The sequence below is a fragment of the Marinomonas communis genome (assembly GCF_004363305.1).
Classification (GTDB): Bacteria; Pseudomonadota; Gammaproteobacteria; order Pseudomonadales; family Marinomonadaceae; genus Marinomonas; species Marinomonas communis.
This window is the reverse complement of the sequence record NZ_SNZA01000001.1, coordinates 429,327-453,889: the sequence shown is the minus strand read 5'-3', so window position 1 is coordinate 453,889 and position 24,563 is coordinate 429,327. Positions and strand designations below refer to the sequence as shown.

Here is a 24,563-nt window from a genome sequence, read left to right as displayed (position 1 = left end):
GCAGGTGTGATAATCGATGATTGATTTGGATTATTTTAATGAGTCGCTAGAGAGCTTTGAGTGCTCTAAAAACCGTTTCAAGGTATTAGTCGTTGATGACTTAGCCGATAACATTAATATTCTGAAAGGCATTTTGCAGGAACAGTATGATGTTCTTGTCGCTAAAAACGGCAAGTTAGCTTTGTCCATTATTGCCAATCAGCAACCCGATTTGGTGCTTCTAGACGTTATGATGCCTGAGATGAATGGTTATCAGGTATGTGAAGCCATCAAGAGAGATCCAGCTACTTGTCATATCCCCGTTATTTTCATAACAGCTATGACCTCCATTGAAGATGAACAAGAAGGGTTCGAGGTTGGTGCGGTGGACTTTATTACCAAACCCATCACGCCTTTGACCACTTTAGCTCGTGTTGCCAACCACCTTGCTCTGTCACAACAAGACCAACGTAACCGCCTTATCATTGAGCAGCGTACAGCTCAGCTCAGAGAGGCTCTGTACTCGGCAGTGAAAATGCTAAGTGAAGCAGGCACGTATAATGACGAAATGACAGGAAGTCATATGTGGCGGATGGCTGATTATTGTGCTGTGTTGGCTAGAAGCCTTGGGTGGAGTGAGCAAGATGTAGAAAATATCCATCTTGCTGCGCCGATGCATGACACGGGAAAAATAGGGATACCTGATAACATTCTAAAAGCCCCAAGAAAATTGACACCTGAAGAATGGGATATCATGAAACAGCATCCTGTGATTGGCGCGGATATCCTCGGCAACAGCAAAGCACCATTGTTCAAAATGGCGGCTGAAGTATCATTAGGGCACCATGAAAAGTGGGATGGCTCAGGTTACCCATCAGGTCTTAAAGGAGAAGAAATTCCACTCACTGCGCGAATCGTTGCAATTGCAGATGTGTTTGATGCACTAACAATGGAGAGGCCGTATAAAACAGCTTGGACGGTCGAAGAAGCGTATCAGTATTTACAAGACAATGCTGGTAAACAATTTGACCCCAAACTTGTTGCGGCATTCATTTCACAAGATGATCAAATTAGAGCAGTAAAGGCTGAGTGGCAGGAAAGGGGGTAATGATTTGGTAATTGAAAATATTTTTATTGTTCTGTCTAAATAGACATTATTCGTCTATTTAGACAGAGTGCATTGCTAACTAAATTGCACGTCTAGCCGCAACATTTTTTATACTTTTTGCCTGACCCACAAACGCAAGGATCGTTGCGTCCAACCTTGGCGCTATCTGGGGCAACATAAGGAGTATGGCCTTGAATTTCATGCTCACCTGAGATGTACAACCATTGACCGTTTTTCTTCTCGAAAAGAGAACGCTCTGATAGACGCCCAGTATTCGAACCTTCTTTGAAATGCGCCGCAAATTCGACCATTCCAGTTTTGTCCTTTGGCCCACCATCTTCGGTAGCAATGATTTCAAGCTGAACCCATTGTGTTGCACCATTGCTGTCTTGTATTTCATCGGCTGTTTGCCCAGTGTCTTCTTTCAGATTCTGGGTTTTGGCAATGTAGTCGAAGTTCTGAAGTGCAAAAGCGCTGTAGCGTGATCGCATTAAGGCTTCGGCAGTAGGAGCCGTGCCAGGGTTGTTATGGTACATTCCACAACACATTTCATAATGTGCTTTTGATCCGCAGGGACATTGAGCAGGTGGAGTCATTCACATTCCTTCATCGCCAAGTTCTTGTTTAGATGCGTATAATACCCGTTTTAAACAAACCGAACAGGACTAATTTGTGAGTAACAGTGCGACAACATCGTTTTTTTGGTACGACTTTGAAACTACCGGAGTGGATCCCGCCAAAGATAGACCAATGCAGTTCGCTGGTATTCGCACGGATTTGGACTTTAATCCAATCGGTGAACCCATCATGCTTTACTGTAAGTTGGCTGATGATGTGTTACCTCACCCTGATGCATGCTTGCTCACGGGTATTACGCCGCAAGATGCTATTAGAGAAGGCCTAAAAGAATCTGAGTTTGTTAAACAAATTGAACAGGAACTTTCCGTTCCAGGAACCTGCTCTTTAGGTTACAACACACTGCGCTTTGATGATGAAGTGGTCCGTAATAGCTTCTACCGTAACTTTATCGACCCATACGCAAGAGAATGGCAAAACGGCTGTTCCCGCTGGGATATTATCGATCTGGTACGCATGACCTATGCCATGCGACCTGACGGCATAAAATGGCCTAAAAAAGAAGATGGAAGCTATTCGTTTAAGTTAGAAGATCTGACTAAGGCAAATGGGATCGCTCACGAACAGGCTCATGACGCCTTATCAGATGTGCATGGCACTATCGCCATGGCCAAGTTGATTAAGGAAACTCACCCAAAACTCTTCGATTACTACTTTGCTATGCGTGAAAAATCAGCGTTGCAACAATTTGTAGACCCGGTTCGTATGAAGCCATTTTTGCATATCTCGGGAATGTTTGGGCTTGAGAAAAAGTTTGCTGCGTTTGTCGCTCCGTTAGCGCCGCATCCCACCAATAAAAATGGTGTTATTGTGTATGACCTTATGGAAGATGCGCAGCCACTAATTGATCTATCCGTTGAAGAAATTCAGCGCCGCGTTTTTTCGACTAAAGAAGAATTGGCCGAAGAAACACGACTGCCGCTGAAAGTGATTCATTTGAATAAATGTCCAGCTGTGGCTCCGGCTACTTTCCTAAAAGATGAAAAAGTTGTGCAACGGCTTAATTTGGACGGTGATATTTGTCGCAAAAACTTGTCACTGTTAAAAAATGCACCTGGACTTGCTGCTAAATTGTCCAATGTCTTTATGCAAGCTTTTGAAAAGATCGACAAAGATCCAGATTTAATGCTCTATAGCGGCGGCTTCTTTTCTCGTGATGACAAACAACGAATGGATGAGATACGCTCAACCCCAAGCGATATTTTAGGGGAATTGGAACTGACGTTTGATGATCGTCGTTTGCCTGAAATGTTTATGAGATATCTTGCTAGAAATTATCCTGAGCAAATGAACAGTCAGCAGAGGGAAGAGTGGGAGGAGTATCGACGCGTACGACTGCTAGAAGCCGATGGCGGCGGTAGTATCACCATGGACCAATATTTTAAGCGTCTTAATGAATTGGCGCTGGATGAAAGTCTACCTGATAGTAAGCGCATCATGCTGCAAGACTTAGCGGATTATGCCCAAGGCATTTATCCATATTAATAATCGGCCACACGAGCTATATACAAGGAGAGACCTGAGCATGAGCGAGTCACGAGGTACCACACAGTGGTTAGTCGGTATTGCGGCGTTTATTCTAATCATTGCAGGCCTTAAAGAGGCATCACAAATCGTCGTGCCGTTTATGCTGTCTGTATTTATCGCGATCATTTGCTCACCGCTGCAAAACACTTTGCGCCGTTATCATGTACCGACTTGGCTATCGATTGTATTTATCGTGCTTATAATCGTGGCTTGCTTAGGGTCTGTTGGATTGTTGGTGGCCGCTTCATTGGACGATTTTTCTAAGCAACTCCCCAATTACCGAACGCGCTTTGGCAGTGAAATGTCAGCAATATTCGCGCAGCTTAATCACTTAGGTATCAATATTTCATATCAGCAAATTAAAGGCTATGTAGACCCATCCTCATTGATGACACTGTTTACCAATACGCTTACTAGTCTTGGGAGTGTATTAACCAATGTGTTTGTTGTGATCATGATCGTTGTGTTTATTTTGTTGGAAGCGGCTGAGATTCCAAAGAAATTAAGCTATGCCCTTGATGATGCTACGCATTCAATGGCCAAGGTTAATCAGTTTATTGCAACCGTGAATCGTTATTTGATGATTAAAACACTGATTAGCATTGGAACCGGTGTGTTTGTTGGCGTATGGGTATGGGTCGTAGGCGTTGATTTCCCGGTATTGTGGGGCGTTTGCGCATTCCTACTCAATTTCATTCCTAATATTGGCTCCATTTTAGCAGCCATCCCTGCGGTCTTCTTGGCCTTCGTTCAGTTGGGTAGTTTTGAAGCACTCATTACCGGTTTAGGCTTTTTATTGGTAAATTTAGTGATGGGTAATCTAATTGAGCCGAAATTTATGGGGAAAGGAGTTGGCTTGTCGCCATTAGTCGTTTTCCTGTCATTAATGCTTTGGGGCTGGGTATTCGGGCCTGTCGGTATGCTTTTATCTATCCCGTTAACGATTATTTTAAAGTTTGCCTTTGAGGCGAATCCTAAAATGCGATGGCTAGCGATTCTTATTGATTCAAAAGCTCATCCATAATTTTTCCTCATCAAATGGTAGAGGTTAGTTAAATAAGAACTGGCATTATTTCCTAATCTCTACTAGAATACGCGATTGATTTTTTCGGTGCGGATTCTCGCACGTCTCTTATCCTATTTAAAGGTTACCATCTACATGTCTGACGCTGATATTCAGCCTACTTTTGATTCTCTGGGTCTGGCCGCCCCAATTCTTAAAGCGGTAAGTGAACTAGGTTACGAACAACCCTCTGCCATTCAGGCGCAAAGTATTCCATTTTTGTTAGAAGGGCACGACCTTCTAGGTCAAGCGCAGACAGGTACGGGTAAGACGGCGGCATTCGCTCTGCCATTGCTATCTCGCATTGATGTAGCAAATAAAGCACCACAATTATTGGTGTTGGCGCCAACACGTGAGTTGGCTATTCAGGTTTCTGAAGCATTCCAGAGCTACGCTCGTTACATTCCAGATTTTCACGTTCTACCGATTTACGGTGGTATGTCTTACGACTCTCAGCTTCGCCAACTTAAGCGTGGCGCGCAGGTTGTTGTAGGTACGCCAGGACGTATCATGGACCACATTCGTCGTAAGACCCTTCAACTAGATGGCCTTCAGTCGCTTGTTCTAGACGAAGCGGATGAAATGCTACGTATGGGCTTCATCGACGACGTTGAGTGGATTCTGGAGCACACACCTAAGACACGCCAAATCGCATTGTTCTCGGCAACAATGCCAGGTGTCATTCGTAAAGTAGCGCAACAACATCTTAACAACCCGAAAGAAGTTAAGATCCAAACTAAGACGTCTACTGCAACGACTATTACTCAAAAATACTGGCAAGTAAGTGGTCTTCATAAGCTAGATGCGCTAACACGTATCCTAGAAATGAACGAACACGACGGTATGATCATCTTCGTTCGTACGAAGGCGGCAACGGTTGAGCTTGCTGAGAAATTGACAGCACGTGGTCATGCTTGTGAAGCCTTAAACGGTGACATCAGCCAAAACCTTCGTGAACGTACTGTTGAGCGTATCAAGAAAGGTCAGATTGACATTCTTGTTGCTACGGACGTTGTAGCTCGTGGTCTAGACGTTGATCGTGTAAGCCATGTTGTTAACTACGACATTCCATACGACACTGAGTCTTACGTACACCGTATCGGTCGTACCGGCCGTGCAGGTCGCTCTGGTACTGCGATTCTATTTGTTGGTCACCGTGAGCGCCGTATGTTGCAACAAATCGAACGTGCAACACGCCAAACCATTGAGCGCATGCAGCTTCCAACAGCCGCAGACATCAATGAGCAACGTGTGGCTCGCTTCAAGCAACGTATCACTGACACAATTGATAACCAAGATCTAGATTTCTTCATCGAATTGATGGAAGGCTACCAAAAAGAAAACGAAGTAGATCCTACGAAAGTAGCTGCTGCGTTAGCTTACATGGCACAAGGTAAAACACCTCTTCTATTGAAAGAGATCGAGATCAAACCTCGTGAGCGCAGTGAACGTCCAGATCGTGGTGATCGCGCTCCACGTAAGCCTCGCAACATTACTAAAGAAGCGATGCCTCTTAAAGATAACCCTTCGGTAGAAATGAAGCGTTACCTTGTTAAAGTGGGTTACCGTGACGGTGTTAAACCGGGTAATATCGTAGGCGCGATTGCAAACGAAGCGGATCTAGACAGCCGCCTGATTGGTCATATCGAAATCTTCGAAGATTTTGCAACGGTAGATTTACCTGCTGATATGAACAAGCAAGCTGTTAGCAAATTGGCTAAGACTCGTATTTGCGGCCAACGCTGTGACCTAACAATGCTTGAAAATGCTGATGATAAAGTTTTCGAGCGCGAGCGTCCTGCTGGTGGTAATCGCCGTCGCCAAGGTAATGACCGAGGTGATCGTGGTGACCGTCGTCCACGTAACTTTAATAAAGACCGTGGTGATCGCGGAGATCGTGGCGACCGTAAGCCACGTCCTCGTAATAAAGATTAAGTTCTCAAAAAGCCGAGCATTGCTCGGCTTTTTATTGAAAGAAATTTGCGTACGACCGGATTTACATTGGAAAGTAGGACATCGGTTCCCGAGTGATATGGCTTTTCCCGCGCACAGCGCGGTCCTACAATTACATGCCAGATTGAGTTAGCGAGGGGAGCCTCCTCTCTTACGACCCGATTCCATCGGGGATAATGGTTTAACAGAAACAATATTTTAAAAAAGCAGGATTAGAGATGGATCAAATTACAATTATTCGTCCAGATGATTGGCACTTACACTTCCGCGATGGCGATATGCTTAAGGAAACTGTACCAGCGACTGCTCGCTGTTTTGCGCGAGCGATTGTTATGCCCAATCTAGTTCCGCCTGTGACCAATGCGCAGTTAGCAGTAGAGTACCGTAAGCGCATTGAAGCGGCGATTCCGGCGGGTAATTCTTTTGCTCCCTTAATGACCATTTATCTTACCGATAAAACCTCAACAGAAGATATCCGTGCCGCAAAAGCTGCGGGCGTTGTGGCGGCTAAAATGTACCCAGCCGGTGCAACAACGAACTCTGACGCTGGTGTAAGTTCGCTGGACAGTCTTTACCCGGTATTTGAAGCGCTAGCTGATGAAGGCATGCTTTTATTAGTTCACGGTGAAGTGACGCAAAAGCACATTGATATTTTTGACCGTGAAAAGGAATTTATTGATCAGCACTTAGTGAAGATTGTTGAGAAAATCCCACACCTAAAAGTGGTGTTTGAACACATTACCACTAAAGATGCGGCTGACTTTGTTATGTCTGCTCGTGATGGCGTGGCGGCAACTATTACACCACAGCATTTGATGTTGAATCGTAATGATATGCTAGATGGTGGTATTCGTCCGCATAACTACTGTTTGCCTGTTCTAAAACGCTCGACTCACCAAGAAGCGCTTCGTGCAGCGGTAAAAACAGGTTCTTCTAAGTTTTTCTTAGGCACGGATTCCGCTCCACATGCTCAGCATCGCAAAGAGTCTGGCTGTGGTTGCGCTGGATGTTACAGCGCATGGTCTGCTATTGAGCTGTACACGCAGGTCTTTGATGAATTAGACGCACTAGATAAGTTAGAAGGCTTTGCCAGCCTACACGGTGCTGATTTTTATGGGTTACCACGTAACACAGATACCATCACTCTTGTGCGTGAGCAGTGGGTGGTACCAGAGTCAATTGACCTACCAACAGGCGAACCTATTGTGCCTTTTTATGCAGGACGTCAAGTAAACTGGACGCTTAAGAAATAACCAGTTCTATATAAGTTTGGGAGCTTTGCTCCCTTACTTATATGTTGTGCACAGTTTGTTTTAAGTTTCGGTTATTACGGAAAAAACGTTATTTCAATAAACTAGCGCAGATGCAGCCTCTACATTCTTGCTAATATCTTAAAGATAATGAAACTATTTAAGCATGACTATGAATGTAATCCGTACACTTCCTTTACTATTCTTATTGTTTCCAAGCCCTTGGCTATATAGTGCAAGCGAAACCAGCATTGTGCCCAAAGATGATACCTTAGATGTTCATATTAGCCGTTCATGTGGTTGCTGTGGTGACTTGGTTGGTGGGTTGACTGACCAGGGGATGAAGGCGGTTATTCATTCTTCGAACGCATTGGATAAAATCAAAGACAGTTATGGTGTCCCTCTAGATGCTCGTTCGTGCCAGACCTCTTTATCTCAGAGTGGCTACTTGTTTGAAGGTAATATTCCTGCAGCGGTTGTAAAACAATTTTTAGCGAACCCTCCAAGCAACGCTAAAGGGTTGGTTGCACCATTACCATCCGCCACAAATTTGGGAATCAATGGTCAAAGCATGCCGTTTTCAATTTTACAATTGAACACGGACGGCTCCGTATCACCCTACGTTGAAGTATCAGATCTAGATACTGAAGAATAAATTTGCCAGCCTTAGTTAGCTGGCGACTTTCAACCACCAAACCAGTGCTGCCACGGCCAATGAAACAGGTAGAGATAGTAAAATCATTAGGGCTATTTCATCTTTAGGGCCATCAAATTTAGTGGCCAACATATAGCTAATGACCGCAACAGACATACCTTGTAAAGCAATGATTGCGGCTTGCTCTACCTCAGAAAACGAAAACCAAGGCACAATGAACGCAGCAATCCCTGCACCAACAAGTGGTCTAAAAAGAGCAAAGCTGATGGAACGATAAAGCGTGTTGCTTTGCTTGAAGGACAAATTCGCTAAAGACTTGCCCAATAGCATTAACATAATAGGTAGTGTGATAGCACTGAGCATTTCCAATGTTTTTAACATTGGTGCAGGAAGTGAGACGTCAAAGAGTAATGCTAAAACCCCTAGAATTAACGCGACCACAGGACCATTTTTTAAAAGCTCTTTTGGCCGGTAACTTCCGGACATAAAACCCACGCCTAATGTAAAGTGACTTACTTGCACGACAGAGCTTACGACCACTGCGACGGTAAGGCCTTCTTCACCAAATAACGCATAGGCAACAGGAATACCAAGATTACCAGTATTGGGGTTCACCAATGGCGGCAAGTAATAGCGAGAGGGCAGCTTCATGATTTTTAGAAAAATCAGCGAAACAACTAGCATAGCCATTAAGCATAGAAGAGTGGCCGCCACAATAGAAAGCATTCCCCCCAAATCCATATCCATTTTTAATACAGAGGACAGTAGTAGAGCTGGTAATCCAACGTTCGAGACAAGAGAACCTAATTGTGGGCTATCTAAGTATTGTGTTCGTCTTGTTAGAAAAATGCCTAATGCTCCTAAAAGTAGAATAGGTGTTAAGGCCATGGAGAGTGCTGAGAACATAGATTACTCATTGATGTAGTGGATTTTTGTTCTACTTTACTTGGCAAAAAGGCATCTGTCTTGTAATTAAAAAGCATATTTTCAAATTCGCTTGACCTTTGTGTAACCCAAAGGTTTTAAACTGTCTATTAAGAAGACTAAAGGAGGTTGCTATGAAAGTCAGCGAACTTGCTAACACTGCCAATGTAACGCCCGAAACTATTCGGCATTACACGCGAGAGGGCTTAATACAAGCGAATCGAAACCCTGAAAATGGCTACCATCAATACGATAAAGAAGCACTTCGCAAAGTCAGGTTCATACAGCAGGCGAGGGAGCTAGGTTTCAGCCTTAAGCAAGTGCAGGATATCTTTGAGCAATCAGACTCGGGAGATTCACCGTGCCCAATGGTTAGGGATCTTTTAAAGCAAAAAGTCCCAGAAGTGAAACAACAGATTGCTCAGCTTCAATCTCACTTAAATAAAATGGAAGCGGCTTTATCCGTCTGGGATCAAATGCAGGATGGCGTTCCTAATGGGCATTCCATTTGCTGCTTAATTGAGGAATGGGATAAGCCAGATGACTGCTGTGGAAATGGAGGTAAAAATGACTGAACAAGCTCATCACAATAGTTCTTATCGTGTAGAGGGGCTTAATTGCCAAGGTTGCGTCAAAAAGCTGCGCAATGAAATTCAATCCATTTCATCCTCTTCTGACATTGAAGGTTTTCCTAAAGAAGACCGAATTATCTTAATGGGAGACATGACGGAAGAGCAGTTCAGCCAGGCTGTTGCCAAAGCAGGTTTTCAGTTTAAAGGAGAGTATGAACCTGCTAATTCAGCCGTACACTACAAGGTTGTAGGCATGTCTTGCCAAGGTTGCGTTGGTAAGGTTAGGAAGAAGATCATTGATATGGACCCAATGGCAGAAGTAGAAGGCATGCCCAAGGAATCAAAGCTCACTGTTCGATCAAGTTTAGATGCATCAGATGTTGAATCAATCGTTCAAGATGCGGGATATCAGTTTGACGGTGTTTATTCAATTGGTGAAGAAGGCACATCTATTGAAGATAATGCCAATTCCACTGATCCTGTTCATTCAAATAAGCCTGAACAAAAAGAGGCGTCTGACCCTGCCGTACAGTTAAGCTTAAGAGGAATTACATGTGCTGGCTGTGTCGATACCATTCAAAAAGCTCTTAAGGCACTACCTGATGTAACGGAAGCAGAAGTAAACTTTGCAAGCCGTACAGCTCAGGTTCAAGGCCAAGCTCCTGTCGATGAATTAATAAAAGCGATAGAAAATGCTGGCTATGAAGCAGAGCAGATCAAAGACCCTCTAAAAGAACAGGATGAGCGAGCTCAACGAGAACTTGATGAGTACCGCACCAAGGTACGATTCTCAGCTGCAGGCCTAATCATCGGTATTCCGCTAATGCTGTGGGGGCTGCTCGGTGGTTCTATGATGGTAACGACAGCTGGAGAACAAATCGCTTGGGGTGTTGTTGGGGCGATTTCTTTGCTTATCATGTATTACAGTGGAAGGCATTTTTATCGCAGTGCATGGCGTGCTTTTAAGCATCGGCATAGCAATATGGACACTCTCATTGCAATAGGCACTGGTTCGGCTTGGTTGTATTCCATGTCTGTCGTTTTGCTGCCTGAATGGCTTCCTGCTAACGCTAGACACTTGTACTTCGAGGCCAGCACGATGATCCTTGGTTTGATTAATTTAGGCCAAGCTTTGGAGGTAAAGGCTCGAGGTAAAACGAGTGCTGCGCTAAAAAGACTATTAGATCTACAACCTTCGCAAGCAAATGTTTTACAAGATGGCATAACCCATACGGTTCATATCTCAGCCATAAAAATCGATGACCACATCTTAATAAAATCAGGTGAGAAGCTACCGGTTGATGGTGTGATTGTGGAAGGGCAGTCATCGATCAATGAGTCTATGTTGACTGGTGAGCCGGTACCAGTCGAAAAAAGTGAAGGCGACACTGTCTCTGCAGGTACGGTGAATGGAAACGGACGCTTTGTATATAAAGCGACAAAAGTAGGCGGTGATACGTTGCTGGCTCAAATTATTTCGATGGTTGGTAAAGCGCAAAATTCTAAGCCGCCAATCAGTCGCCTGGCAGATAAAGTGTCTTCTGTCTTTGTGCCAAGTGTCATTATTTTCGCTATCTTAGCAGCGATGGCTTGGTTGAATTTCGGCCCTCAACCCGCCGCTGTTCACATGCTGGTTGCAGCGGTGTCTGTTTTAATCATTGCGTGCCCTTGTGCATTAGGGTTAGCCACACCTATATCGACCATGATCGGAGTCGGTAAGGCGGCTGAATACGGCGGTTTAATTCGTAATGGTGATGCACTTCAAAAAGCGAGTGAAATCACAACGATTGTGCTTGATAAAACGGGCACGATTACGGAGGGTAAACCAACCGTCAGCGAAGTGAAGCTGATAGGTGATGATGAGCACGCTATCAAAAGCATCATTAAAAGCCTTGAATCAGGAGCGAACCATCCATTAGCACAGGCCTTGTTAGAGTACTCAGACAGTGCAGAAGAGCAATTGATTGAAAACTTTGACAATGTGCCTGGCAAAGGGGTTACAGCGTCCATTGATGGTATCGATTATGCGCTAGGTAATGCGGCTCTGATGACACAAAAAGGAATAAGTATAAACGTCACATTTGGGCTCAGTGCGGGTTCGCATGTGTATCTATCTAAAGGCAAACAATTGATGGCTGGTTTTGTTATTGAAGACAAAATAAAACCAAGTGCTAAGGCTGCGATTAAGCAGTTACATGCGAATCACATTAAAGTGATCATGCTTACTGGTGATAACGCTGAAACGGCTAAAGTGGTTGCTGATGAAGTGGGGATAGATCAATTTAAGGCGAATATGTTGCCGCAAGACAAACTCGATTTTGTCCAACATCTGCAAAAAGAAGGTGAAACGGTTGGTATGATCGGAGATGGCATCAATGATGCGCCTGCATTGGCTCAAGCTGATGTTGGCTTTGCGATGGGGGCGGGGACAGATGTTGCGATGGAAAGCGCTGATATTACGCTCATTGGTAGTGATTTGAACCATATCGCAAACGTCATCGAAATCAGTAAAGCAACGCTCAGTAATATCAAACAAAACCTTTGGGGGGCGTTTGGTTACAACACCCTGGGGATTCCTGTTGCAGCGGGATTATTGTATCCATTAACAGGATGGCTTTTGAGTCCTGTCATTGCTGGGGCAGCCATGTCCCTGTCATCGATTACGGTAGTTGTAAACGCTAATCGCCTGCGCTGGTTCAGACCTAATTCAACTGCTAAAGGAGCTAAATAGTGATGATCTATTTAAATCTTATTGGACTTGCTGCCATTGCTTTTATCGTTTGGTGGTTTTGGTTAGGGAAATAGGAAGTTCTTATGTCAGCAATTAAGCATTCTGCTTATCGCCATCAAGTTACCTTAAAGTTCTCTGGTTTAAACAACTCAACCATCCCTTTGGTTGAGTTGTATTTTACAGACACTAGAGCTGTTGACTTAATTAAACTCAATGCTAAAAGTGGCATCATCGTCTTTCACTATGATGCCTCATTGTTAGCGCTTGAAGAAATTATTAATTTGCTTTCAGAACTCGATGTTAAGCCGAATACAGATTCGTTATGGTGGCGTTGGAAATACCGAGTGGCACAGCAGGTAAGTGAAAATATACGGGCTAATGCACGTCATAAGCCACATTGCTGCGCTAAGGCGCCTAATGTCCACCACCGCTAACCGCAACTGGCTTGATGTTCATTCTAGCAATATAAATCACAACCCATATTGCTAGAAACGCAACCACTGATGCGACGTAGCCAATATTGCCTAATCCCACTTGTTCTATGCTGATAGAGCCGACCAGTGCGCCAGCCCCGATTCCCATGTTGATGATGCCAGAAAAAAGCGACATGATGATATCTGAAGCACTGGTATCGATACTCAGAACCCTAGATTGCATGGCCAAGCAAGTCAGAATTAATGCAGCCCCCCAAACAACAGTAATGACGATCAAAGCGGTCTCAGAGCTTAAAGCAATGGCTAGACACAGCATACAAAGAGCCATGCCGACAGAACTACCAATCATCAATTGAGCACCATACCTTTCACCGAGATAGCTAAATAACGTACTACCAATAATGCCTGATATACCAAATGTTAGTAGGATGACTGTGGTTAAATTGCTGGAAACACCGCCGAAATCCATTAGGAACGGTTCAATGTAGCTGTAAGTACCGTAATGAGCTGTGAACACAAGAAACACAGACAAATACATGATGAACAAACGCTTGTTCGTGAATACCGATTTTACTTTGGCTGTCAGATTAGTACTGGTAAGGCTTGGTAAGGGCGGCAGTAGGCGAAATACCAATGCGGTAATGACTAATGCAGCCAGTCCAATCACCTCAAAAGCCATTCGCCAACCAAGGTGCTGGCCTATTAATCTGCCAAGAGGAACCCCTAGTACCATTGCCATACCCGTACCTGTCGCAAGCACACTGAGGGCAAAATTCATTTTTCCTGGAGGTGCTACACGAATCGCAATGGATGCTGTAATGGACCAAAACACTGCGTGCGAAAACGCAACACCAATACGGCTAATCATTAAGCTTTGGAAGTCCCAAGCGATGGTTGATAAACCATGACTGACGATAAAAACTGTACATGTTCCCATCAACAACAGTTTTCGTTCCATGCGACTCGTGATCAGCATCATAGGCAAAGACATAACACCAACAATCCATGCATAAATCGTTAACATCCAGCCTGTTTGTGACGGTGTAATGCCAAAGTCTTCGGATATATCAGATAATAACCCAACCGGTACAAACTCAGATGTGTTAAAAATAAACGCACAAAAACCCAGCGCAAGCACACGAAGATATTGCACATGTTTGGGTGTGGTACTCGCTGGAGGTAATTGTGTCATAGGGGTTCCGAACAAGAGTTTAGTCGATTAAATAAAGGGTAGTATTCTTCACTTAATTACACGAATTTAAAGGGCTAAATATGAATCAAACATGCATCCCGATGATAAAATATAAGGGCGCACTTCAAATTATCCTAATATATGCACATTCATGAACTTTGTTGAAATACGACGTCAATTTGGCTTTAAAAGCATCGAACTTGGTCAATGGGTTACACCCAAAGAACGTGATAGAGCTGCCTTAAATTTCCATCAAGCTTTAGTGGATCTAATGCACGCTTTAAAAGTACCGGAGTCCGTTATCTCACTTAGAGGATCGCTTGGATTACAGTACGGTAAAGGCGGGCAGTTAGGTGTTTCCGCTCACTACATGCCTGCAGTTAAAAAGCTTTCGTTAGCGAAGAATGCTGGAGCCGGTAGTCTCGCTCACGAATGGTTTCATGCATTTGATCACTACATGGCAGACAAGATGTTTCCTATTGCAGACCGCATGGTATTCGCCTCGAAACTATGGTTAAACGATTACCAATATGGGCCGCATACCCTGAATACATTACTGGCTCAATGTTACGAAACGATTTTGTTGTCAGTTGACGGTAAGGAGCCAAGTCCGCTGTTTATTTGCTCAAGAGAAACAGATTCTCGACTGAATAGCTTCTACTACTCAAAGCCAGAAGAAATGTGTGCTCGTGCGTTTGAAGCGTTTATTGAGGATTGCTTACCCAATAGTCGTTTCTTAGTAAGAGGGACAATAGGAACCGATGAAGCCAAGCTTGGTTTATATCCAAATGGTGAGCAGCGTTTGATGATTAATGAGATGTTCCAACAATATTTTTCAATACTGGGTGATGCGTTAGCAAGTAGACAGAGGAAGCAGGAAAATCATTAATATGTTGTTTATCCTGCCTCCAGCGTCAATCATCACCTAGGACTTAACTCACTTTGGGGCGGTGGTGTTTCGCCTTTAGCATGAGGGTTTAACGGACGAATGCCAGAACCGGTACGAATAAAACCAATATCTCGTAAAACATGGTTATCAAGGTGACCGAACGTTTGGTTTAAACGGCGCTGTTCAAAGTATTCTTTTGCCAAGTTTAAAAGTGCGATAAAGCTCATAATGTTCTCCTAATCAGGAAGATCATGAGAATTTACGAGGAGTGGGCTTAAATGCTTGGTTGACCGCGTAAATTCCCGCGATCAATGTAATAAACAACACTAAACGCGAATGCCAGAGGCCTTATTGGCTGATCGGACATAAATTCGAGGCGTAGTCATAGATGTTGTCATGATGGAATGCATGCAAGTCATAATGGCCTCCGAATCGGTTTAGGGTTAAATGAAATGTCTTTATATGACTTTGTTATTAACTCGTTTTTGAGGTGACATGTCAATCGAACGATTAAGCAATAAACAAGGATAGCCACTGATGGAATCGGATCATACGAGCTGTGAGCGATCTGAACATTGTTTTGCTGATGAAATCGAAGTTGTATAAGCAGACGCCAGTCAGTGATGACGGATTTATTATTTCTGCTGTAGTCTTGCGTACTAGCTGAGAATCCTGTCAGCGTTAAAGTAATTTTTATCTCGGGCCGTACGAAATGGAATACGGCGTACGAGCTGACTCCAGTCCGCGATAAAAGAATTTATTTCCTCGATAGGCTTGGGTAGCACAAAAGATGAATTCGTTTTGACGAATCATTTAACAACAAGGGCAACACAGGTGAAGAAGCAGCTTCAATTTGTAAAACGAACGGTTTTAGAATTTTAGTTTGAGCCTAATAAGAAAGAAATTACGAGGGAAAGGCCTTAATTCCTGATATTATACTATTTCCGATAATAACATTTATCGGAAATAGCAGACCTATTTTAGAGCTATTAAAGCTCTAATAATGCCATCAAGTCTTTTAAAGACTTAACTTCATACGTTGGCTTAATCTGTTCATCCGTAAGCTGTTCGTTGTGATGATTTAACCAACATGTCTGAATACCTGCCCGTTGTCCTCCAACAATATCTGAAGCAAACGTATCACCGATCATCAGAACGCGATTCCTCTGGTCTTGGTTGATATTTAGTTTGTCCAGAGTATGCCTAAAAACACGTTCATCTGGTTTAGCGAAGCCAACTTGCTCAGAAATGATCACATGATCAAATACATCAGTTAAACCTGTTTTATTCAATCGGCGCTGCTGCAAGGCTGTAAAGCCATTGGTCAGTATGGAAAGGCTTTTTCGTTTAGCTTTTAACGTTTCCAATAACAATTTAGCATTTGGCAACGGCTCACATATTTCCGCCATGCTGTCTAAAAAACTCTCATTTAGCTCTTTAGGCTGTATATTGAGCTTTTTACCCCAATGACTAAATCGCACTGTTTGTAATGTGTCGGCACTTATTTCACCGTTTTGATATTGCACCCATAATGGCTTATTAGTTTGTTGGTAGAACTCATAATCTTCCAAGTCAAACTGCACATCAAAATTAGCAAACATGTGCTTAAGCCCTTCGAAAGCATCGAATTCGAACAATGTATGGTCCGCATCAAAAATATAGAAATCATACAGATGATTCATAAAACATCTCACTGTGTAAAAACGGCGCGAGAGCTAACACTAGCCCTTGCATATAAACACTTTCACGGGTTTCGATATGGTTTGTCAAAACACCGATAGCACCGCCCTTTTGTCTTATATTGTGCTGATTGAATATATCGTCCATCACATGAGCTAACTCTTCGCCTTGTTCAAGGCGTTGATAGACAAACTGAGGTAACGGTAAATTGGCTGTTCGCCCCGTGATCATTCGTCCTTCCTGATTTCGGACTGTGATGTATGCGTAGGTTGCGGGCCCTTCATCAAAATAATCCACACCACCTTCCATCGCCACGTAGTAATCGTATTTCTGTTGGCTATCAAAATGGGCGCAATATGTTGCTCGGTTTTGTGCTCCAAGCTTGGTATCTTGCTCATTCATGGGTTGATCCGCTACTCCAGATGGAGCATTAAGATCTTCACAATGAATAGCATGATCCGGGAATGCTTTAGCAAAAGCTTTCATCGCAGCCCCTTTCTTCACTGGGTTGGTGGAGCCTACTAATACTCTTATTACCACACTCGACATAAAGTTCTCCCTAAAGCAAAAAAGGCCGCAATCGCGACCTTTTGTATATTATTCGGCTTGGCCTTTAATAATGGGTGTTTCACAATGGACATCCGCATTTTGCCCTCGATGGCGTAATGCGTGATCCATAATGGTTAACGCAAGCATCGCCTCAGCAATTGGTGTCGCTCGAATGCCGACACAAGGGTCATGACGCCCTTTTGTAATGACGTCTATCGCTTGACCTGAGCGGTCAATGCTTTTACCTGGAATTGTAATACTCGACGTTGGTTTTAATGCCATGTGTACCACAATATCTTGACCAGAGGATAAGCCACCAACTACACCGCCGGCATGGTTCGATAAGAAACCTTCTGGTGTCATTTCATCACGATGTTGGCTACCTTTTTGCTCGATCACATCGAAGCCATCACCGATTTCGACGCCTTTTACGGCATTAATGCCCATCATTGCTTTGGCGATATCAGCGTCTAAACGATCAAATACTGGCTCACCTAATCCTGGCTGTACGTTTTTAGCAATTACTGTGATTTTGGCACCTACAGAATCGCCTTCACGACGAAGGTTTACCATGTACTCTTCAAGCGTAGGAATGGCATCAGGATCAGGGCTAAAGAACGCATTCTCGTAGACTTGGCTTAAATCTTTAACATCCAATTTAATTGGACCAAGTTGAGATAAGAAACCTTGGATTTCGATGCCGTAGCGCTGTTTAAGCCATTTTTTTGCAATAGCCCCCGCCGCAACTCGCATCGCTGTTTCTCGTGCTGAAGAACGACCGCCACCGCGATAGTCGCGGAAGCCAAACTTCTGGTCGTACACGTAATCAGCATGCGCAGGACGGAATGTTTCTTTGATATTACCGTAGTCTTTTGAGCGCTGATCTGTGTTGCGAATTAAAAGACCAATCGGTGTGCCGGTTGTTTTGCCTTCAAATACACCTGACAAAATCTCTACTTCATCCGGCTCTCGGCGTTGAGTTGTATGTTTTGATGTGCCTGGTTTACGTAAATCTAAGTCACGCTGAAGATCAGCTTCAGTCAACTCAAGTCCTGGAGGGCAACCATCAACGATTGCGCCTAGGGCTAAACCGTGGCTTTCCCCAAAAGTTGTGACTTTAAATAACGTACCAAATGTATTGCCAGCCATGTTGTCTAGTTACTCTTGTTGTAGGGTTTTCAATTCTTCTTTCGTTAATACGAAGACGCCGTTACCACCATTCTCTAATTCTACCCACATAAATGGTGTATCAGGGTACGCTTCTTGTAATGCTACTTCACTGTTGCCAACCTCATAGACAACAATGCCGTTATCATGAAGATAATCTGCCGCTTGCGCTAGGAATGCTCTGGTGAAGTCTAAACCATCATCGCCGGATGTTAGGGCCAACTGTGGTTCGTTGTGAAATTCTCTTGGCGCAGTATTGTAGTCATTCGCATCCACATACGGCGGATTACAAATAATCAAATCGTACTGCTTACCGGATAATGCATTAAACATATCGGAGTGGATAGCATGTACACGGTCTTCCACCTCATGCATAGCGATGTTTTGCAAAGCCACATTCAATGCCGCATCACTAACGTCAGTAATGTCGACTTCAGCTTCATCAAAGGTTAACGCAGCTGCGATGCCTAGACACCCAGAACCAGTACACATATCAAGAATGGACAGCGGGTATTGCTCTAACCATGGAGCAAATTGATTCTCAATCAGAGCCATAATCGGCGAGCGAGGAATCAAGGTGTCTTTAGTAACCTTAAACGGTAGCCCCATAAACCATGCTTCGCCTAATAGGTACGGCAATGGTTCACGATCGTTTATGCGGCGATCTACCAATTTTAAGATCCGCTTTTTCTCATCATGGGTTAAGCGACTGTCCAAGTGTTCCTTTGGAAAATCTAAAGGTAATGAAAGCGCCCCAAGAACCAGCTGAACAGCTTCATCCCAAGGATTATCTGTACCGTGGCCATAAAAAATATCAGAACGACGAAAACGAGAATACGTCCAGCGGATGTAATCTTGAATGGTCAATAAATCCTTTATGGCGGATTGGTGTCTACTCATAGCAATATCTTATGCGTTAAAAATGCGTGTCATTATAGCGATAATCCCCGCTAGACTCTATGAATCTGAAGCTTTTGTCGCCACGCTTTCTGCAAGCTTTGAGACTTGTTCGATTGCACTGTTTAAAAGCTGATCGTTTTGCTTTTTTAAGCGCTGAACCTCTGCTTGGCTGTCCGTTAAAAGCTGTTTTAACTGGGAAATTTCATTATCCAGTTTGGCTAGATCAACTTGCGCTTGATGGAGTTTGGTGTCTGCTTCTCTCTGAGCTAGCTTCCATTGTTCAATTTCGGATTCGAGTACCCTGTTTCGAGTTAATGAATGCTCTAGTCGGTCTTCTAGTGCTTTTTGGCTTTGTTGCAATTCATTACAGCGTGTCTCAAATATCTGCTTTTGTTCAAGAGTTGTTTCTAGCGCTTGTTGAGAGTTAATAAAAGATTCTGATAGGGAGCGCTCTCTACCTTCAATAGATGATTGTCTAAGAGATAGTTTCTCTTCATGCGCAGTGATCTGCTCGTCCAGGATGATAGAAAGTGATTGAATAATATCTCTTTCGAAGCGCTTGAAGGTTGGAGCGAAATGCTCAGTGATTTCTTTCAGCTCATTCTCTTGATGTTCTTTATACGATTCTTCCCATTCGCTGATGGCGTTTAGCAATGTTGTATTCGAACAGCCGCGACCATCAAGGTTTTTAAAGTAATCACTCAATCGTGGAATGTTAGGAAAGATGTTCTGCTCAATAAGATCCCAGCAGGCTTGGATGATTTCTTCTTTCGCAATATTTGCCTTACGAGCCATAACAATAAAACCCTAGATAAAATAATAATGAAAAATATTATACTTATTTTATCTTTTATATCTATGTTTGAGGCTCGCAGTGCGAAACAATACAATTAGCTAGGGAAAGAAAAGTAGTCGCGTTTTGGTGACTCTAATTGCGCTAAAGCATCAGTGGTGACTTTATGACCGAGTTCGATTAATTCTTTTGAACGCCAGAACTCATAAAAGCTACACGCATCCTTTGGCAGAGAAATTAACAAATCTGGCGGATAGCCTGCGATTTTGTATTGAGTCAGTGATTCTTGCATGGTTTCAAACATCATGTTGATAGTTTGAATGCGTCCCCAGTTTTGGGTGTCGTAGCGCGTTTCTGGCTCCAACTCAGATCCCGAGTCGTCTCCCATCTTGCCAAAAAAGTCTTTTACACTTCGCCACCACTCAGCTTCCTGTTCTGGTTGAACAACTGTTGCCTCGGATAGCTCTTGCGCTGGACCATTTAGATCCACAGCTATAATGTAATCAGCCCCAGCCGACACCGTGGGTATAATAGGTAACGGGTTAAGGACACCACCATCAACATAAACTCGTCCACCCACTTGAACTGGACTGACAATAGAAGGCACTGCAGAAGAAGCCCGCATAGCTTTTAGCAGACTGCCCTTTTGAAACCAAAATTCTTTTTGGCTGAGTAAATCAACACCTATAGCAGTAAATGGTCGTGGTAGATCTTCTATGTTTAGATCATCGCCTAATAACTCTTCGATAACTTTGAAGTAGCGGTCGCCTCGTACATAACCCCCCATTAGCACCGCCATATCCAGCAGCTTTAGCACATGAAATCGATCTAAAGATTCTGCCCATTCTTGGTATTCCTTAAGCTTGCCTGAGAGGTAAATACCACCGATGATGGATCCGATTGAACAGCCTGATATGGAAATAATTTCATACCCTTGTTGCTCAAGTGCATTGATCACACCTATATGTGCGTGACCTCGAGCGGCCCCGCTCCCTAGCACCAACGATACGGTTTTACCTGACATACTTCTTTATTCCTTTAAGGCTTGAATTCATTGGTTGCGAATGAAGATCACTCTGTCAGCACCAAGTGCTGGATCACCCATATTTGCCAAGTTGATAAAGCGAATGTCTTGATTCTCTTCAGGACTTAAGCCAAATTGGATATCGCTAATATACTGGTCGCCAACGTTTACCGCACTTCGATGATCGGCTTGGCTTGTGACAAAACCAATGATAGTTGTTAAATCATTGGATTCAGAGAGAAAGCGTCGAATTCTTGGGATGTCGCTAGCATTAAATTGAGCAAGGATGGCAATATTCTGATCACTGCCTTTGGGAATGACCTCGTCAATCCTAACCATAACATCACCGGCTCCACGGCGATTCAGGTATACCACCCAGTAATGTTGTTGCGCATCTTTTGCGACCCACAACGTCTGGCTAGAGTCTGCTCCGTAAAGTAAATAGTCATTAAAGAAGTTATTTGCCCAAGCATTTGAGCTGCCACATGAACGACTATGACACTCAAAAAGGAGCTCGACACCGTCTAAGTTTCGAATAGCCTGATCATAAAAAGACTCAACCGATTCCATCGGAACATTACGACCAATTTTATAAAGTGTTTGAACAGAAGAGCCTTCAACAACCGTCACTTTTTCTGGTTCCCAGCCTCGTCCTGAACGGTATATTTTGGCCAAAGGAATTTCAAAACTGGCGTTTTCTACAGGCGTACTTTTAACGATCTGAGCACTTCGATAAAGAGGTATTTCTTGTGGGGGATTCGATGATTCTGCTGCAAAGACAACCGTGCTGCTTAGACAACAAGCTGCCGTGAATGCGGTGACAAAGTTACGAAACATATTGCTCACTCCTTAACACGGTTATACGAATATTAATTCTGGTCGATAAATCGATGAATTTCCTGTGCAACCGAGTAGCACGTTGCAGTTTCTAAGTGGAAATGATGGCTACCATCAAGAAATTGCACTTTTATCCATGGGAACATCTGGGTACGTCGTTTAAGCAAATCCGGTTCATTTCCATAAAACCCTTGGTTCGCTAACAAAGCCAATGTTGGGCATTTAATGGAGGAAATATAAGCTTCAACAGAGTCTTCATCCATACGATATGGCGATGGAAAAGACAGTTTAGGATCTGCTCGCCATACCCATTCGCCATTTTTTACTGTTGAGCCTCGTTTAACCAATAATTTTGCCGCATCATGACTCAGCTCTGTCATGCCATGCATCCTTGCGTAAACGAGATCTTCTTGAGATGGGTAATGCGTATTTCGTTGGCTTCGCTGCTTTAGCATTTTCTGCATAGCACGTTTCATAGTGACGACACGCTCATTGGGCGTCGCCGTCGCTGGACCAAGACTGTCTAAAACAATCAATCCGCGCACCTTTTCGGGGGCCAAAGCAGCAACCAGCATAGCCACTGCGCCTCCCATGCTATGCCCCACCAACCAAAGAGGCTGCGAGCTAAGGTTCAAAATACTAATAATATCTAATGCATAATCCCATAGATGATAAAAACAGCCATCTGGACGGTGGTCGGATAATCCATGTCCCGCAAGATCCACAGCGGACAAATTATAATCAGATAAATATGGGGCTAAATTAGTAAAGGAAGCCGAATTATCTAGCCAGCCATGGAGCATTAATACCCTTAGGGCATTAGGGTTGCTAGATAGCCATTGCTGACCGGCTAAACTGGTGTGACCTAAGTTATATTGTGTATCGTTGGACATAACTTATTTAATAGACTCTTTACAGTTTTGGAGAGATCGCCCATTTAAATTGACAGCAAGCGGTTGCAAAGAGTTCCCCCTCAAGAGCTGCCATAGTTGCCGTTGTCATCTGGAACTCATAAGGCAAAGGTTCGTCAGCCAACATATCCACTAATTGATGAGCGAAGGGTTGGTGAGTAACCAGCAAGACTGAAGAATAAGGTAAGTCGTGAAGCCATAATGCCACATCAAGCGGTTTACCACTCGGAGTAATCAAATCCACCGTTTGGAAGTTAGCTCCAGTACCCAGTACCTTGATAAACTCATTGGCCGTTTGTTGTGTGCGAATATAAGGGCTGACAAAAATAGCATCAAAGTCTTCTTGCTTCACAGCAAACTGTTCAGCAGTTTGTCGTACCTCTGCAAAACCCTGAGTGGTCAACTCTCGTTGTGCATCGTTGTCATAGCCAAAAGGCTCGGCATGGCCGTGCCTCATGACATATAAGCGCTTAAGATTACTCGCCATCTTTATCTGACCATGGCTGGAAAGGAAATGGCTTTTCTTCAGTGCTGAAAGATAAAAAAGAGACGATTTGTTTAACAAATACGCCGGTTGAACGAACCCAATACGTCAATCCAGAAAGCTCGCATTTAGAGGCGAATTTTACGATCGTGGTAATAACAACCAAGAAACCAAACACAGTGAGTGCTAGGTTTAGTAGACACCAATAAATCAACATGAAGACAAGTCGGATCCAAAACTCTTGATTTGCGTAACCAGGTTTATTCATTTCTATTTACTCCAGCAGTTGCGAATTCTACATCCCATTTCTGTTCGCCGGTCATCATGCTACCGATTAAAGAATCTAAACTCGCGTTGTCAAAAATTAGTTTATATAAACCAGAAGCCAATGGCATATACAAGCCATGCTTATCCGCTTCTTCAACTACCATTTTCAGTGTATTCACACCTTCAGCAACTTCACCAATGGCTCCAATTGCCTTTTCCAACTCTTCTCCTGACCCCAAGGCAAAACCTACTCGATAATTACGACTAAGCGGAGAGGTACAGGTGGCGATTAGGTCTCCCATCCCAGCAAGGCCTAAAAATGTCATTGGGTTAGCACCAAAGTGAACCGCAAATCGACTCATCTCTGCAAGACTACGCGTCATGATCATTGCCATGGTGTTTTCACCCACTTTCATAGCTTTGGCCAAGCCACAGACAATGGCATAGATGTTTTTCAAGGCGCCGGCTAATTCAACACCAGTACTATCATGGTTTTCATAGACTCGGAACGTCCGAGATTTAAGTAGCTCAATAACAGTAGTTCTAAGTGCGTCATCATCACTGGCAATAACGGATCCAGTCAAATGGCCTGCTGCAATTTCTTTTGCTAAATTTGGACCGCTTAATACGCCAATGCGCTCAGTGACACCGTTTCGCTTCAGAATATCACTCATAAGCTCAAAACGATTAGGGTTGAAGCCTTTAGTCGTGCTGATCAAAACCTGATTAGGTGTCAGCAACGGCTTAATTCTTTCTACGACCTGCTCAAATGATTTCGAAGGAATCGATACAAAGATCGTGTTACTAGTACGTATGGCTTCTTCCAAGTTGCTGGTGGCAAGTAGCTCTTGATGTAACGGTGCATTAGGAAGATAGCGGCTATTAAGCCCTGTTAAATTGATCTCTTCCACTTGCTCTTCGTTGCGCATCCATTGGCTTACTTGGTGACCATTCTTTGCCATGATGTTAGCCAGCGCTGTACCGAAACTACCACCACCTAATACACAAACTGATTGCTTATCCATATAAATATTTAAC

At 43.6% G+C, this 24,563-nt stretch carries 25 protein-coding genes; 10 read left to right on the top strand and 15 right to left on the bottom strand.

Features of this window, described 5'->3' with window-relative positions; all coding sequences use genetic code 11:
• The first annotated feature begins 16 nt into the window (after positions 1-16).
• Positions 17-1,087, top strand: a complete 1,071-nt coding sequence (locus C8D85_RS02175; RefSeq protein ID WP_133559721.1) for a response regulator — start codon at positions 17-19, stop codon at positions 1,085-1,087.
• 92 nt (positions 1,088-1,179) lie between these two features.
• Here C8D85_RS02175 and C8D85_RS02170 read toward each other — a convergent pair whose 3' ends face one another.
• Positions 1,180-1,683 carry a YchJ family protein gene (locus tag C8D85_RS02170; protein WP_133559720.1) on the bottom strand — a complete coding sequence of 168 codons (504 nt, stop codon included), beginning with the start codon at positions 1,681-1,683 and terminating at the stop codon, positions 1,180-1,182.
• Positions 1,684-1,759: 76 nt separating this feature from the next.
• On the opposite strand from C8D85_RS02170, the gene sbcB reads away from it, so the two are divergent.
• The 5 genes from sbcB to C8D85_RS02145 all read left to right on the top strand — a co-directional run bounded on the left by sbcB (position 1,760) and on the right by C8D85_RS02145 (position 8,171).
• Positions 1,760-3,208: an exodeoxyribonuclease I gene (gene sbcB, locus C8D85_RS02165; protein WP_133559719.1), complete on the top strand. Its 1,449-nt coding sequence runs from the start codon at positions 1,760-1,762 to the stop codon at positions 3,206-3,208.
• 40 nt (positions 3,209-3,248) lie between these two features.
• Positions 3,249-4,274, top strand: a complete 1,026-nt coding sequence (locus tag C8D85_RS02160) for an AI-2E family transporter (protein WP_133559718.1) — start codon at positions 3,249-3,251, stop codon at positions 4,272-4,274.
• A 135-nt stretch (positions 4,275-4,409) separates the two neighbouring features.
• On the top strand, positions 4,410-6,248 hold the full coding sequence (locus C8D85_RS02155) for a DEAD/DEAH box helicase (protein ID WP_133559717.1): 1,839 nt from the start codon (positions 4,410-4,412) through the stop codon (positions 6,246-6,248).
• A gap of 236 nt (positions 6,249-6,484) precedes the next feature.
• Positions 6,485-7,519, top strand: a complete 1,035-nt coding sequence (gene pyrC / locus C8D85_RS02150) for a dihydroorotase (RefSeq protein ID WP_133559716.1) — start codon at positions 6,485-6,487, stop codon at positions 7,517-7,519.
• Between the two features lie 163 nt (positions 7,520-7,682).
• Complete coding sequence (locus C8D85_RS02145) at positions 7,683-8,171, top strand: DUF411 domain-containing protein (protein WP_133559715.1); 489 nt, start codon at positions 7,683-7,685, stop codon at positions 8,169-8,171.
• 15 nt (positions 8,172-8,186) lie between these two features.
• Here the strand turns inward: C8D85_RS02145 and C8D85_RS02140 are convergent, their stop codons facing one another.
• Positions 8,187-9,077: an AEC family transporter gene (locus C8D85_RS02140; RefSeq protein ID WP_133559714.1), complete on the bottom strand. Its 891-nt coding sequence runs from the start codon at positions 9,075-9,077 to the stop codon at positions 8,187-8,189.
• A gap of 152 nt (positions 9,078-9,229) precedes the next feature.
• Between C8D85_RS02140 and C8D85_RS02135 the strand changes: the two genes are divergently transcribed.
• The 3 genes from C8D85_RS02135 to C8D85_RS02125 all read left to right on the top strand — a co-directional run bounded on the left by C8D85_RS02135 (position 9,230) and on the right by C8D85_RS02125 (position 12,832).
• Complete coding sequence (locus C8D85_RS02135; RefSeq protein WP_133559713.1) at positions 9,230-9,670, top strand: MerR family transcriptional regulator; 441 nt, start codon at positions 9,230-9,232, stop codon at positions 9,668-9,670.
• Positions 9,663-12,398, top strand: a complete 2,736-nt coding sequence (locus C8D85_RS02130) for a heavy metal translocating P-type ATPase (protein WP_133559712.1) — start codon at positions 9,663-9,665, stop codon at positions 12,396-12,398. The genes C8D85_RS02135 and C8D85_RS02130 overlap by 8 nt, the downstream gene beginning before the upstream one ends.
• Positions 12,399-12,481: 83 nt before the next feature.
• Positions 12,482-12,832, top strand: coding sequence for a hypothetical protein (locus C8D85_RS02125; RefSeq protein WP_133559711.1), 351 nt, complete (start codon positions 12,482-12,484; stop codon positions 12,830-12,832).
• Here C8D85_RS02125 and C8D85_RS02120 read toward each other — a convergent pair.
• Positions 12,813-14,024: a sugar transporter gene (locus tag C8D85_RS02120; protein WP_133559710.1), complete on the bottom strand. Its 1,212-nt coding sequence runs from the start codon at positions 14,022-14,024 to the stop codon at positions 12,813-12,815. The two genes, C8D85_RS02125 and C8D85_RS02120, sit on opposite strands and share 20 nt — an antisense overlap.
• A 151-nt stretch (positions 14,025-14,175) precedes the next feature.
• Here C8D85_RS02120 and C8D85_RS02115 point away from each other — a divergent pair, with 151 nt between their 5' ends.
• Positions 14,176-14,913, top strand: coding sequence for a CLCA_X family protein (locus C8D85_RS02115; RefSeq protein ID WP_133559709.1), 738 nt, complete (start codon positions 14,176-14,178; stop codon positions 14,911-14,913).
• Positions 14,914-14,945: 32 nt separating this feature from the next.
• Here the strand turns inward: C8D85_RS02115 and C8D85_RS02110 are convergent, their stop codons facing one another.
• From C8D85_RS02110 to C8D85_RS02055, 12 genes are all read right to left on the bottom strand, one after another.
• Positions 14,946-15,140 (bottom strand): hypothetical protein, encoded by a 195-nt coding sequence (locus C8D85_RS02110; RefSeq protein ID WP_133559708.1) that lies wholly within the window; start codon positions 15,138-15,140, stop codon positions 14,946-14,948.
• Between the two features lie 762 nt (positions 15,141-15,902).
• Complete coding sequence (gene yjjG, locus C8D85_RS02105) at positions 15,903-16,595, bottom strand: pyrimidine 5'-nucleotidase (protein ID WP_133559707.1); 693 nt, start codon at positions 16,593-16,595, stop codon at positions 15,903-15,905.
• Positions 16,579-17,142: an inosine/xanthosine triphosphatase gene (yjjX, locus tag C8D85_RS02100; protein ID WP_133559706.1), complete on the bottom strand. Its 564-nt coding sequence runs from the start codon at positions 17,140-17,142 to the stop codon at positions 16,579-16,581. The genes yjjG and yjjX overlap by 17 nt, the downstream gene beginning before the upstream one ends.
• A gap of 48 nt (positions 17,143-17,190) precedes the next feature.
• Positions 17,191-18,291: a chorismate synthase gene (aroC, locus tag C8D85_RS02095; RefSeq protein WP_133559705.1), complete on the bottom strand. Its 1,101-nt coding sequence runs from the start codon at positions 18,289-18,291 to the stop codon at positions 17,191-17,193.
• Between the two features lie 9 nt (positions 18,292-18,300).
• Complete coding sequence (gene prmB / locus C8D85_RS02090; RefSeq protein WP_133559704.1) at positions 18,301-19,209, bottom strand: 50S ribosomal protein L3 N(5)-glutamine methyltransferase; 909 nt, start codon at positions 19,207-19,209, stop codon at positions 18,301-18,303.
• 57 nt (positions 19,210-19,266) lie between these two features.
• A complete protein-coding gene (locus tag C8D85_RS02085) occupies positions 19,267-20,004 on the bottom strand; it encodes a hypothetical protein (protein WP_133559703.1) in 738 nt (245 codons plus the stop codon).
• 95 nt (positions 20,005-20,099) lie between these two features.
• On the bottom strand, positions 20,100-21,026 hold the full coding sequence (locus C8D85_RS02080) for a patatin-like phospholipase family protein (RefSeq protein ID WP_133559702.1): 927 nt from the start codon (positions 21,024-21,026) through the stop codon (positions 20,100-20,102).
• Positions 21,027-21,053: 27 nt separating this feature from the next.
• Positions 21,054-21,863, bottom strand: a complete 810-nt coding sequence (locus C8D85_RS02075; RefSeq protein WP_133559701.1) for a DUF4892 domain-containing protein — start codon at positions 21,861-21,863, stop codon at positions 21,054-21,056.
• A 32-nt stretch (positions 21,864-21,895) separates the two neighbouring features.
• Positions 21,896-22,756 carry an alpha/beta hydrolase gene (locus C8D85_RS02070; protein ID WP_133559700.1) on the bottom strand — a complete coding sequence of 287 codons (861 nt, stop codon included), beginning with the start codon at positions 22,754-22,756 and terminating at the stop codon, positions 21,896-21,898.
• 19 nt (positions 22,757-22,775) lie between these two features.
• Positions 22,776-23,261 carry a phosphohistidine phosphatase SixA gene (sixA, locus tag C8D85_RS02065; RefSeq protein ID WP_133559699.1) on the bottom strand — a complete coding sequence of 162 codons (486 nt, stop codon included), beginning with the start codon at positions 23,259-23,261 and terminating at the stop codon, positions 22,776-22,778.
• The gene (locus C8D85_RS02060) at positions 23,251-23,526 is read right to left on the bottom strand and encodes a DUF4389 domain-containing protein (RefSeq protein WP_133559698.1); all 276 of its coding nucleotides are present in this window, start codon (positions 23,524-23,526) and stop codon (positions 23,251-23,253) included. Before C8D85_RS02060 ends, sixA begins: the two co-directional genes overlap by 11 nt.
• The gene (locus tag C8D85_RS02055) at positions 23,519-24,550 is read right to left on the bottom strand and encodes an NAD(P)H-dependent glycerol-3-phosphate dehydrogenase (protein ID WP_133559697.1); all 1,032 of its coding nucleotides are present in this window, start codon (positions 24,548-24,550) and stop codon (positions 23,519-23,521) included. The genes C8D85_RS02060 and C8D85_RS02055 overlap by 8 nt, the downstream gene beginning before the upstream one ends.
• Between the last annotated feature and the right edge of the window lie 13 nt (positions 24,551-24,563).